Annotated in this window: 11 protein-coding genes; 5 read left to right on the forward strand and 6 right to left on the reverse strand. The window is 49.9% G+C overall.

Going from position 1 to position 12681, the window contains the following annotated elements:
* Window positions 1-6: 6 nt before the first annotated feature.
* Together L1278_RS12655 and L1278_RS12660 are read right to left on the reverse strand one after the other, a co-directional pair.
* On the reverse strand, window positions 7-1113 hold the full coding sequence (locus tag L1278_RS12655; protein ID WP_253404874.1) for a Nif3-like dinuclear metal center hexameric protein: 1107 nt from the start codon (window positions 1111-1113) through the stop codon (window positions 7-9).
* Between the two features lie 56 nt (window positions 1114-1169).
* Complete coding sequence (locus L1278_RS12660) at window positions 1170-1628, reverse strand: hypothetical protein (RefSeq protein ID WP_253404876.1); 459 nt, start codon at window positions 1626-1628, stop codon at window positions 1170-1172.
* Between the two features lie 121 nt (window positions 1629-1749).
* Here L1278_RS12660 and lpxK point away from each other — a divergent pair, with 121 nt between their 5' ends.
* From lpxK to L1278_RS12675, 3 genes are all read left to right on the forward strand, one after another.
* Window positions 1750-2823 carry a tetraacyldisaccharide 4'-kinase gene (lpxK, locus tag L1278_RS12665; protein WP_256488598.1) on the forward strand — a complete coding sequence of 358 codons (1074 nt, stop codon included), beginning with the start codon at window positions 1750-1752 and terminating at the stop codon, window positions 2821-2823.
* Between the two features lie 66 nt (window positions 2824-2889).
* A complete protein-coding gene (locus L1278_RS12670; RefSeq protein WP_253404880.1) occupies window positions 2890-4773 on the forward strand; it encodes a putative porin in 1884 nt (627 codons plus the stop codon).
* Between the two features lie 14 nt (window positions 4774-4787).
* The gene (locus tag L1278_RS12675; RefSeq protein ID WP_253404882.1) at window positions 4788-5393 is read left to right on the forward strand and encodes a tRNA-(ms[2]io[6]A)-hydroxylase; all 606 of its coding nucleotides are present in this window, start codon (window positions 4788-4790) and stop codon (window positions 5391-5393) included.
* 171 nt (window positions 5394-5564) lie between these two features.
* Here the strand turns inward: L1278_RS12675 and L1278_RS12680 are convergent, their stop codons facing one another.
* Window positions 5565-6764: an asparagine synthetase B gene (locus L1278_RS12680; protein ID WP_253404889.1), complete on the reverse strand. Its 1200-nt coding sequence runs from the start codon at window positions 6762-6764 to the stop codon at window positions 5565-5567.
* Window positions 6765-6962: 198 nt separating this feature from the next.
* Between L1278_RS12680 and L1278_RS12685 the strand changes: the two genes are divergently transcribed.
* Window positions 6963-8210, forward strand: a complete 1248-nt coding sequence (locus L1278_RS12685) for an ABC transporter permease (protein ID WP_253404897.1) — start codon at window positions 6963-6965, stop codon at window positions 8208-8210.
* 3 nt (window positions 8211-8213) lie between these two features.
* A complete protein-coding gene (locus tag L1278_RS12690; RefSeq protein WP_253404899.1) occupies window positions 8214-8600 on the forward strand; it encodes a DUF6678 family protein in 387 nt (128 codons plus the stop codon).
* A 64-nt stretch (window positions 8601-8664) separates the two neighbouring features.
* Here L1278_RS12690 and L1278_RS12695 read toward each other — a convergent pair whose 3' ends face one another.
* The 3 genes from L1278_RS12695 to L1278_RS19670 all read right to left on the reverse strand — a co-directional run bounded on the left by L1278_RS12695 (window position 8665) and on the right by L1278_RS19670 (window position 12678).
* Window positions 8665-9306 (reverse strand): OmpH family outer membrane protein, encoded by a 642-nt coding sequence (locus L1278_RS12695; RefSeq protein ID WP_253404901.1) that lies wholly within the window; start codon window positions 9304-9306, stop codon window positions 8665-8667.
* Between the two features lie 73 nt (window positions 9307-9379).
* Window positions 9380-10699 (reverse strand): tRNA (N(6)-L-threonylcarbamoyladenosine(37)-C(2))-methylthiotransferase MtaB, encoded by a 1320-nt coding sequence (mtaB, locus tag L1278_RS12700; RefSeq protein ID WP_253404903.1) that lies wholly within the window; start codon window positions 10697-10699, stop codon window positions 9380-9382.
* 140 nt (window positions 10700-10839) lie between these two features.
* Complete coding sequence (locus tag L1278_RS19670) at window positions 10840-12678, reverse strand: sulfatase-like hydrolase/transferase (protein WP_253404905.1); 1839 nt, start codon at window positions 12676-12678, stop codon at window positions 10840-10842.
* Window positions 12679-12681 lie beyond the last annotated feature (3 nt).

Consider the following 12681-nt stretch of genomic DNA (forward strand, 5'->3'; position numbering starts at 1 on the left):
AGTTAATTAGGTGTATCTGATAGGGTTTGTGTTTACTTCCGATAAATAGACTGCAAAATTAGCAAAGTTTTTGGAAATTGTATCATAAAAAATCTCCTTTGTGAATACCTCACTTTCGTAGTGCCCGATGTCGGCGATGAGTAGCTTTCCTTCGGCGTCAAAGAACTCATGGTACTTCACGTCAGCCGTCACATAGGCGTCAGCGCCCTGCCGTATCGCGTCCTTTATCAGGAAACTGCCCGATCCGCCACAAACCGCTACACGCTTGATCTTTTTGTCTCCTACAGGGGTATAGCGAATAACTGACAGCTGCATGTGTTTTTTAAGGTAGTCCAGAAGATTCTGCTCCGACAATGGTTCCGTCAGTTCACCGATCATTCCAATACCGACTTCCTGGTTACCGTTTTCGAGCAGGGTTAAGTAATGAGCCACTTCTTCGTAAGGATGCGCCTCCAGCAGAGCCTGCATGATGCGCTGCTGCTTGAAGGCCGGGAAAATGACCTCTATGCGGTTTTCCTGTACCTGCTCCGGTTTGCCCGGTTTGCCTATGGTCGGGTCAGCATTTTCGGAGGGGAGGAAGCGGCCGGTGCCCTGTACCTGGAAGCTGCAGTCGCTGTACTCGCCGATCTGCCCGGCACCGGCTTTGTGAATGGCGTTCAACACCTCATCGGAATTATTAACGGGCACAAAAAAGGCCAGTTGCATGAGGGTATGCGGTTTGGAGGTGAGCAAACGGGTATTCTGCAGCTTCAGCTTTTCAGCGATTTTGGCGTTCACGCCATTGTGCACACTGTCCAGGTTGGTGTGGCAGGCGTAGATGGCAATGTTGTTTTGGATGGCTTTGATGATGGTGCGCTCCACATAGCTGCGACCCGTCAGGCTTTTGAGACCTTTGAAGATAACCGGGTGATGCGCCACAACTAAATTACAGCCTTTGGCAATGGCCTCTTCGATAACGGCTTCGGTGCAATCGAGGGTCAGCAGCACGCCTTTTACTTCGTCGCTGGCATGGCCGGTCTGCAGGCCGGAGTTGTCGTAGCTTTCCTGATAAGGGATGGGAGCATATTGCTCGAGTACCTTTATAATATCGCCTATGGTGCTTTTCTCTTTCATTGTTCGGTTTACTTTTGAAACTACCAAATTACGAAGATCAGACCAAGGCTGGAAATTTAAAGCACCTGGAGTTGCAGATAACCGGTCTCCGGCTGGCGCTTGAGCTCTTTGCCGTTGAAGTAAAAGGCGGAGTAGGTATAGTCGGTATAGCACTTGCCCCGGCTCACGGTATAGGCGATGTCGAGCGTGTCGGTGTTCTGGCTGTTGATCTGGAGCAGCATGCGGACCCTGGACTTTGTGTAGATAACCGGATACGTCTCAAATACCAGGTTGTTCACCTTTTCATCGGTGCCTGTAAATAGGTAGTTAAAGGGTTCTCCATCCAGCATCAGTTGAATAGAGTCGGGGTGCATACCGGCACCGGGGTTGTTGAACGCACTGCTGCCGGAGGCATCTACCAGGTAGAAAGATACAGGGGCCGGTGGGTCGGAGCGCATGGTGGCGCAGGGGGAGCAGGCGGCCGCACTGAGCAGCAGCGAGAGCAAAATACAGGCAATGGTATGGTTCGTTTTCATGTGAAGGAGGTTGGGTCGGATATTGTCGGTACTAAATATAGTGTATTCAGAGTATACGAATCAAGTACAATCGCTGGCTTTGCGCATATTTCTATACCTTTGCAAGGTATAGCCGACCCATATGACTGTTTTGCGTTACCTTTTATGGCCTTTTTCGATCCTATATGGCGGAATCATGCTGTTGCGGAATTGGCTGTACGACAAAGGCTGGCTGCGATCAGAGCGATTTGAGGTACCGGTTATCTCGGTTGGGAACCTGACAGTGGGAGGCACCGGCAAAACGCCGCACGTCGAGTACGTGCTGCGCCTGGTAGCAGACAAAAAAACAGCGGTGCTAAGCAGGGGCTACCGCCGGAAAAGCAAGGGCTTTGTGCTGGCCGATGAACACGCGACGGCTGAAACGCTGGGAGACGAGCCTTTTCAGTACCACCGCGATTTCCCGGAGGCGCTGGTGGCGGTGTGCGAAAGCAGACCAGCAGGTATAGCCCAGTTGCTTCGCATACAACCGGATACGGAGGTCGTGCTCCTGGATGATGCCATGCAACACCGCCCTGTTCATCCTTCGCTGAATCTGATGCTGACCGACTATGGACGTCTGTTTTACAAAGATCATGTACTGCCAACCGGTTTGCTACGTGAGCATCGGCAGGGTGCCCGACGGGCGGATGCGGTTATCGTGACTAAGTGCCCGGTTGATTTGTCGCCTGTTCAACTTGCCGACATTACCAAACGGGTACAAAGGTATAGCCGGCCCGGCACACCGGTTTTCTTCAGCGCCTTTCGCTATGGCAAGCCGGTAGGTATAGGCAATGCAGCGCAGCTGACCAAGCGTGTGGTTTTGCTGACAGGTATAGCCAATGCCGGGCCGCTGCTGCGCTACCTGACTAATAAGGGGCACGAGGTGGTGCAGCACCTGGCATATGCAGACCACTACAGCTATACCTCAGCCGATCTGGAGAAGCTGAAATTGATACTGGAACAACAGCAGGGTAACGGTCTAACTATCATCACGACGCGGAAAGATGCTGTGAAGTTAACGGATAAGGCGTTGGCAGCTCATACAAGTCAGTTGCCCATTTTTTATGTGCCCATTGAGGTATTCTTTTTGCAGCAGGGGGAAGCTTTTGATGCTTTGATCAGGCAGCACATTGGTTCTTATGAAGCGGCAAAATCTACTGAAACGGATAAAATTTAAACGAATACACCTGATACTTCCAATAGGTACGTATACGGGTTGCACGAAAATCACTAATTTTGGCTTGTGAAAAGTAAGCTCTTAGCAGTAATATGGCTCCTGGTGGGTCTGGCTGGCGCCGCGCAGGCACAGTCCCAGATTATTGATGACACGACCAAAGCGCTCTTCAGTCCTAAAACAACCCTGCAGTTGTTTGAAAATGATGTGTTGGAAGGACGCTATCTCTTGCAGCGCATCGATACCAGCATCAACAACATGCAAAATGAACGTTTCTGGTATCAGGACACGGCTTATTTTCAGCATCTGGGCAACGTCGGGACGGCTTCCAAACCCATCCTTTTCAGAGTACCGAACAAGATTGGCGCCCGCCTGGGTAAAAACGTGTTTGACCGCTACGCCTATGACCCACGCCGCATCAACTATTACGACACACGTTCTCCTTACTCTCACATTTATTATGTTCAGGGTCAGCGTGGTGAACAGATATTTGAAGCTACACATGCCCGCAACATTACCCCGCGCTGGAATGCCGGTGTGGCTTACCAGATCATTTCCGGTAACAGGCAGATAGGACCAGGTGTAACTAATCGGGATGGCATCATGAGCAGCCAGGCCGTGAAGGCTTTTACCCACTACCGCTCTGAAAACGAGAATTACAACCTTTTTGCCAATTTCACCCATCTCAACCACGAGCAGATAGAGTTTGGAGGTATAACAGCCGAGGAGGCAAACCGTTTTCTGTTCCAGCAGGCGACTACTAACCTGGACCAGGCATCCACACGTGAACTCCGCAACAACTACCACCTGCTGCACATGTATAAGCTGGCAGGAGAGGACCTGAAGCTTTTCCATAGCTTTGATTGGGGTAGCCAGAATAATATTTTTCAGGATGATGCTATTCAAAGACTGGCAAATGAAGAACGTTCGCCCGTTTTTTACCCACGCGTGCTTTCGGGGCTTAACCGCACGGATGATCGCAGCGCTTACCGTGAAATGGAGAATGTGGCAGGCGTAACGGGCAACAACAAAATCTCTTTTTACAAAGCCTACGCCAAGTTTCGTAACTCCAAATTGGACTACAGGGTGCTCAGCACAGCAGAGCAGGATTCGACTGTTGAGGTATACAATGAAATTAGTAATAGCCTCAACCAGTTGTTTGTAGGCGGTGAGTTCCGGCTTATGTACAAGCAGGCGCTGCTGTCCTTTGATGGTGAGTTTCAGATGACAAATGACTACAAAGTGGGCGCTACTGCCAAACTGGGCCCTCTGCAGGGCCGTGTTAGCCGCATCTTACGTTCCCCCTCTCTTGTAGAGCAACGTTTAATCAGTAACCACTTCGACTGGATCAACTATTTCAACAACTCGGTAACCGATCGTCTGGAGGCAACCTTTGCCAGCAAGCTAGGCGAGCGTCAGTTTGTGCTGCTGACCGGTCACTTCAACCACATCAAACGCCACATTTACTTCGACACGGTTGCCGTACCAGCCCAATATGCCGACAACCAGCAGGTATTCGGTGTAGAACTCAAGCATCACATTCGTTTTGGCAAGTTTCATTTCGAAAACTTTGTAGCTTATACCAACACCAACGAAGCGCCCGTTTTCCGCATGCCGGAATGGCTCTTTGATTCCAAGCTCTACTTCGAGGGGGCTTTGTTCAGAAGAGCGCTGATAGGCCAGTTTGGGGTGCAGGTATATACGCCTACCGCCTACATGGCCGATGCCTACATGCCGGTGACACAGCAGTTCCACCTGCAGAACGGCTTCACCATAGAGCCTTACCCGATAGCAGATGTGTTTATCACGGCGGATATCAAGAGCCTGAACGTGTTCCTGAAGATGTCAAACATCGCTTCCGATCTGACTGCGCCCGGTTACTTTACCACACCGTACTACCCTGGTATGCGCACAAGCTTTGTGTTCGGCATCAAGTGGATGTTCTTCGATTAATTGATTTTTTACTTATGTCTTCTCAGTTCACTAAAACCATCCTGCGCCTGCAACTCCCAACAGATCCGCGTTGGGTGAATATTGCCGAAAAAAACATTGAAGAGATCCTGGTAGACCACGCCTATTGTGAGCAGAAAGCGGCGACCTCAGGTATATCCCTGATCGTGAAATACCCGGATAAAACCCGCCTGGTGGAAGAGATGACGGACCTGGTAGCCGAGGAGTGGAGTCACTTCGAGCGTGTGCTGGCTGAGCTAAAAAAGCGCGGCTGGGGGCTGGGACGCAACCGCCCTGACGAGTATGTGGTGGAACTGACCAAACACATCCGCAAAGGGGGCTTGAGGGAAAGACAGCTGATGGACCACCTGCTGGTAAATGCCCTGATCGAGGCCCGCAGCTGCGAGCGCTTCAAGTTGCTCTGGAAAAACATACAGGACGTGGACCTTCAGAAATTCTACTACGAACTGATGGTATCAGAAGCAGGCCACTATGTAAGCTTCGTAAAGCTAGCCAAAGAGTACATGCCCGCCGACGTTGTGGACGACCGCCTGAAAGAACTGCTCGAGATCGAAGCAGCGATCATCCGTAACCTGGAGCCTCGACCAGACAGGATGCATTAAGTTTTATTGTTAAATTGTGGATGCGTTAAATTGTTTATTCAAACTAACCTTGTTCTTGTAAGATAACTAGGAGCAAGGTATAGGAACGTTCACGTACAATCGCTTTCAAAACCTGAATGGGATAATGACCAATTCAACAATTTAACCATCAGCAATTTAACAATTCACCCCTCACGTCTTCTGCTTTTTCTTCTTAGCCGCCGGGAAAAGGATGTTGTTCAGGATAAGCCTATAGCCGGGGGAGTTGGGGTGGAGGGCTAGGTCGGTCGGGTCTTCGCCTACAAGGTGCTGGTAATCCTCCGGATCATGGCCGCCATAAAAGGTCCAGGTGCCCCGGGCGAAGGTGCCGTGCATGTACCGAATCTCGCCTACTTCTTTGTTCTCGCCCATTACTACTACTTCGGGCTTCACCTGGCTTTTACGGAAGGCGGTGGTCTGTCCCATAAATCCCTTAATGGTTTTCGCATGATTCTGTGTTAGCATAGTAGGTATAGGATCCCACTTGGCTGAGAAGGTGAAGAGCTGGAAAAAATCGTTTGGCTCCGTCAAGCCGCGCTCCTGTGGCTGCATATCAATGTTGGAGTATTCGTACTCGAGCGGGTTACGCACCAGCGAGAAATCTTTAAAGGCAAAGGTTTTACCAAAGTCCAGTTTACTTTGCGCATTGGGATCGGAGCCGTCTCCGTCGTACATCGCTTCAATAAAGTCTATACCTTCAGCAGCAAGCGCGATGTCGTAGGTGTCGGTGGCGGAGCACATGGCGAACAGGAAGCCGCCTCCAGCACAGAAATCGCGGATGGTGCGTGCTACAGCGCCTTTCAGATCAGACACTTTATTGAAGCCGAGCGACTTGGCAGAAGCCTCTGATTCGCGCTGCTGCTCCTGGTACCAGGGGTAGTGCCGGTAGCTGGAGTAAAACTTTCCATACTGGCCCGTAAAGTCTTCGTGGTGAAGGTGTAACCAGTCATACTTAGGCAGGTCTCCGCGTATAATTTCTTCGTCGTATACCTTGTCGTACGGTATCTCGGCATAGGTCAACACTAGCGTCACTGCATCGTCCCAGGGCATTTTAGATTTTGGGGTATAGACTGCGATCTTCGGCACTTTCTCTAATTTCATCACGTCCATATTCGCCTCCGGATCGCTGATCTGGGTGAGGATGGTGTTGTATTGCGCATCCGAAATAACCTGGTAACTGATGCCCCGAACTACGAGTTCATTTTCGAGCTGCGGTGCATGCTGAAAAGCGAAACTTCCGCCCCTGAAGTTCAGCAGCCAGTCAACTGACACACTTTTGGAAAGTACCCAGTAAGCTGCCCCATACGATTTCAGATGGTCTTTCTGCGTCTCGTCCATCGGTATCAGTACCATGGAGCTGAACGCCTGAAAAGGGAGCACTAGGCATGCGGCAAGCAGTAGAGTAAGGCGGAATGACTTCATGGGCTTAACATATGGTAACAAATGTATTGAAATTGGTTCTTTTTTCAGATATTAGAGGTCAATTAGAAAACAGAGGTTCCCTCTTATACTTAACGCAAGGGGGAACGTTTCGCATATAAGACCCAACCTATGGACCTGTTCGAAAATATACGGGAAAGTATTCGAGCCATCAAAAACAATCTGCTCCGCACCATCCTGACGGGCTTGATCATTTCGATCGGCATTATGTCGCTGGTAGGTATACTCACGGCAGTAGATGGCATGAAGCACTCACTGAACCAGACCTTTTCGAGCCTGGGGGCCAACTCCTTTGATATCCGGAAAAAGTTCAACAGCGGCAATGGAAACAGCGGACAGAGCAGAACGGAAAAGGTATATCCGAATATCACATACGATCAGGCTATTAAGTATAAAGAACTAATGGGAGAGAAGGCGCAGGTAAGCCTTTCAGCGAATGTCTCGGGTGCTACCGTTGTGAAAAGTGCTACTGACAAGACGAACCCGAATATTAACGTGATAGCCGGAGACGAATTCTACCTGGCAGGTCAGAACCTGAACCTCGAGCGCGGACGTTCATTTTCGACTTATGAATTGGAGCTAGGAACAAACGTTGCCATTATCGGTAAAGAGATTTCTGCCAAGCTCTTCCCGAAAACAGACCCTATCAACCAATACATCACCTTTCTGGGACGCCGTTTCAAAATTGTGGGTGAACTGGAGAAACGCGGCAGCAGCATGGGAGGCAGCGGCGGGGACCGCATGATCCTGATTCCGCTCGAAACTGGCCGCCAGATTCCGCAGGCAGGTACAGGCACTCTGACCTATAATATTAAGACCTCCATCTCCAGACCCGAAGAACTCACCTATGTGATGGGCGAAGCGACAGGGGTGATGCGCAATGTGCGTCAGGACCGGTTAGGTCAGGAAGAGTCCTTTGAGATCAGAAGAAGCGACTCCCTGATCCAGAGTCTGAACGAGATTTCCGGGTACCTGAAAGTAGGAGGATTTGTTATCGGGTTCATCACCTTGCTGGGTGCCTCTGTCGGGCTGATGAACATCATGATGGTGTCAGTAAACGAGCGTACGCGTGAGATTGGTGTTCGCAAGGCGCTGGGAGCAACCGCTAAACAGATACAGCAGCAATTTCTGATAGAAGCCATAGTGATCTGTATCCTGGGTGGTATAGTTGGTATTTTCCTGGGTATACTGATGGGCAATGGCATTGCTTCTCTGATTGGAGAGGGCGGCTTTATAGTTCCGTGGATTTGGGTGTTTGTTGGTCTTTCAATCTGTGTGCTGGTGGGGGTGCTTTCAGGATTTTACCCAGCACGTCGTGCTTCCAAACTCGACCCGATTGAATCGCTCCGCTACGAATAACCTATGGCCGAACCAGTAGATGTATTGTCCCGTCTCTTAGAAGAGAAACGCTTGGTGCCAATTCTGAATCAAACGAAGTGGCGTGAGCAGATCGGAGCAATGTGCGAGCTGTCACTGATCGATCTGAATGTCCGCATGAAGTATTTGCAGGACGATAAGGAGCCAGTTGGGTATGCACCCATTTGGTGGAATCAGCTGGAGCAGACGGGTCTGAACAACATTGAGTGGCTGGAGATAAAAGCTTTGAAAGAAATTGGTGCGGGGCTGCTAGCGCCTACACTGCAGGAAGACTATACGGATCTGGTTCAAAAGGTGCTGGACAGGTATAGCATCCCCTATATAGTGGAGGGAGAAGTATTCCGGATAACGGGGTATCAGCAATTGCAGTAACTGACTAAAATAAAAAAGGCGGGTATAAAACCCGCCTTTTCTTTTGCTATACCTGTCTGTCAGGTTATTTCTTTTTGGTAGCAGCCGTGTCGGTAGTCTTTGCCGCTGCCTTCTCCTGGTCGTACTCGTTGTTCAAGCCAGTCAGTACTTCTTCTGTTATATCCAGGGAGTTATCGCCGTACAAAATAGCGCTCTGGCCTCTGGAGTAGGTCAGTACCATTTTGTAACCTCTTTCCTGGCTCAGCTTCTGCAGGTACGCCTCAACGCGGTCGTAGATTTTTTTCATTTCTTCTGCCTCTTCCGTAGCAAGCTGGTTGCCGGTAGTCTGGCTCTGCTGTTGCAACTGCTGCTGGCGCTGTGCCAGTTTCTGCTCTGTAGAAGCACGCTGCTCCACGGTCATGCCGCCGCCGTTACGCTGGTAGTTCTGCACGTCTTTCTCGAAAGCAGATGCCTTGGACTGTAAATCTTTCTCGGCCTTCTGCGTTTTGGACTGGAAACGCGTACGAGCGTCTTTGAAATACTCATACTTGGTCAGCAGCGAGTCTGAGTTGATGTACACAATGTCAGTTGTGCCAGTAGTAGCCAGGCTGTCTGTGCTGGTTGCCGAAGTAGTGGCAGTGCCCGTTGCCTGAGGTTTTTGATCTGTGTTACAAGCAGTTACTAGAGCGCCCAAAGCAACTCCCAAAACGATTCTAGATAGGTTCACAAGTAGTTAATTAAACTGTTATTGATTGTTTCAGACTGAAAATATAGGGCTAATTTTTAAAAATTCAGAATTTTTAATGTTTCAGTACCTCTATATATGTTTCTTCGGCCTCCATTAGGCCCTGCTCGTTGATACCGGTCAGCCGTACGTGCTTTGTTTCGTTGACCAGCACAGGATCGTATTTGGCCGCTACACGCACATAGTTTTCAGTCCAACCCTCCATAACGCCGTCTTTCACATCGTCCTCAAACAGCACTGTAAACTCACGGCCAACATTCTGCTCATAGAAATAGCGCTTTTTCTTTTCGGAAAGGATGCGCAGCATATCAGCCCGGCGGTTGCGGTCTTTGATACTCACTTTGCCCGGCATATCGGGTGCCATGGTGTTTTCGCGCTCCGAGTAAGGGAACACGTGCAGGTAACTCACATCAAGCCCATTGATGAAGTTATAGGTCTCCAGGAAATCTTCTTCTGTCTCGCCAGGAAAACCTACGATCACATCTACACCAATGCAGCAGTGCGGCATCAGGTTTTTAATGGTAGCGACACGGTCCGTGTATAATTCGCGCAGGTAGCGGCGGCGCATCAGCTTCAGTATCTTATTGGAACCTGACTGTAGCGGTATATGGAAGTGCGGCATAAAGCGCTTGCTCTGGCTCACAAATTCAATGATCTCATCCTTGAGTAAGTTTGGCTCGATCGAAGATATCCTGAAACGGTCTATACCTTCCACCTTATCCAGTTCCTGTACCAGTCCGAAGAAAGACTCCAAGCGCTCACCATTCTGCAAACCAAAGTCGCCGGTGTTCACGCCTGTCAGCACAATCTCTTTCACGCCTGACTCGGCTATTTCATTAGCAGAGCGCACCACGTTAGCGATGCTGTCGGAGCGGCTATTGCCACGCGCCAGGGGAATGGTACAGAATGTACATGAGTAGTCGCAGCCATCCTGCACCTTCAGGAAAGTGCGGGTGCGGTCGCCGAAGGAGTAGGAGTTATGGAACGTGTTGGCCTCGCTGATAGCGCTGGCGTATACCTGCGGCTGTTCTTTCTTTTCGAAGGTCTCCAGGATGTCTACCAACTGAAACTTCTCAGCGGCACCTAGCACGGCATCAACACCCGGAATCTCGCTGATCTCTTTTGGTTTGAGCTGGGCATAGCAGCCCACAATGGTTATAAATGCGTTAGGGGAGTACTTTTGCGCCTCCTTTACGATCTTGCGACATTTCTTATCTGCATTGTCGGTGACAGAGCAGGTATTGATCACGTAAATATCGGGCGTATCGGTAAACTCCACCTTTTCAAAACCACGCTCCTGGAATATTCTACCGATGGTGCTAGTTTCAGAGTAGTTGAGCTTACAACCCAGTGTATAAAATGCTACCTTTTTCATAATAAGGGTGCAAAGATAAGAATTAAAACTTTCAAAGCGTGAACGCGCCGCGATGTAATTAAGCTATTGTCAGCCAATACTATACCTTATACCTGGCCGCACGCTTTTAACGCCCTATACCTGATATCGCTGCCTGCCATCTACTTTCTTACAAAATCCTCGAAGGAGTATTGCATATAGGCTTTTCCCAACTCAACCTGCTCGGGTGTTACCCCCTTGCCTTTGATGATTGGTTTTTCGGACACGTTGTCGAAGGAGAGCACATTACCCGGCGTGATGAAAGTGAAGCCATCCCGGAAAACATAAAACGCAAAAGGGTAGGAGGTTGGTGCCAACAGGTTGCGACTCCACTTAAAGTCCTGGTAAGGCAAGCCCAACTGGTAGAGCAGAGTAGTGGCAACGTCGGTCTGACTGCCAATGGTAGAAATCGTTTGACCTTTTGTAGCCACTGCGCCACCGGTTAATATAAAAGGGATGCGGAATTTGGTGCTGCGGTAATTCGGGTCGTCGTATGGCAATGGGTGACCGTGGTCTGCTACCAGCACAATCAGCGTAGAATCCCACCACGTTTGTTGACGCGCCAGCTCGATAAACTGACCCAGTGCCCAATCGGTATAGTATATCGAATTTTTGAACTTGTCGCTTACTTTATCTCCCTTGAATTTGGCAGGTATAGGAATCTCGAATGGCTCGTGGCTGCTTAAGGTATAGACGGTGCTGAAGAATGGTTCTTTTTCGCTGGCAAGGTCCTTTAGTACACGCTCAAACAGCACATGGTCATGTGCTCCCCATTTGGAGTTATAGCTCTTGGCCGGAAAATCATGCTTGTCGATCAGGCGGTCGTACTTACCGTTTTGCAGGTATGAGCGGATGTTAGCAAACTCCAGTTCACCTCCATAATAAAAGGACGTACCATACCCGGCCTGCTTAAATACCTGGCTGAGGTAGGGGAGTTTCTCCGTTTTCTTCGGATTTTTGATGATGGAGGTGGTGGTCTGCACCGGATAGCCGCTCAAAAGCGCCACCATACCTTTTTCGCTGCGGTCGCCGCTCGAGTAGAGCTTAGTGAAGCTGATCCCTTCTTTGGCCAGCTTGTCCAGATTGGGCGTCACGCCCTGCATTCCGCCCAGATGCTCCACATACTTGGCCGTATAGCTTTCCAGAATGATAAAGAGCACATTCGGTCGTTCTACGCGAAGGATTTTCTCAGAAAAGTCCGCAGTGGCGGCATATAGTGCAGCCACTTTTGCAGCGGCGGCCTCATGGTCCATGTACTGATAGGGGTTGCGCGTCTCCTCGTTATACTTCAGCATGGTATCCATCAGGTTCCAGGGCATGTTGAGGCCCGCATGGTTGGCATAAGGGTTCTCAGAGAAATACACCACACTCTGGTTGATGGGAATTTGCTGCCAGCCTCCCCGCATAGGCAAAATCAGCAGCGCGGTGAACAACAGGGCTATACCTGCATACCGTAGCTTCGAGAAGTTGAGGTGGTAATTCCTGTAATCGAAGGTGAAACGGAAAAGCAGGGCAAACACCAGACTGGTGGCCAGCGCAATGATGCTCAGCAGCAGGATGGGTGCCGCCGCTGCAGAGGCCGCCATCTCACCCGGCGTGTTCAGGTATAGCATGGGAGTGGAGTCGAGCCGGAAACCCCAGTAGGTATAGAGCTCCAGGTCTACGGCCATCAACACCGACAGCAACACTAATATAGTATAGGTATAGTAGCGGATAAACTTACGCACCCGCAGTCCGGGGAACAAGGCAGCGGCCAGGATAGTCAGAAAAGGGATGGCACTCACATAAGAACTGAAGGAAAGATCGAGTCGCAATCCCTTTGCAAAGATGGTCCAAAGGTCAGATTGCGACAATTCCTGTGTGCGGTTATCATGGTAAAGCAGGAATATGGCCCTTGCTGCAACAAAGTAGAGCACCCAGAATAGAAAATAGAGTGGCTGATATAAAAGGCTTCGTTTCACGGC

It is taken from the genome of Pontibacter sp. HSC-36F09, assembly GCF_024171605.1.
Classification (GTDB): domain Bacteria; phylum Bacteroidota; class Bacteroidia; order Cytophagales; family Hymenobacteraceae; genus Pontibacter.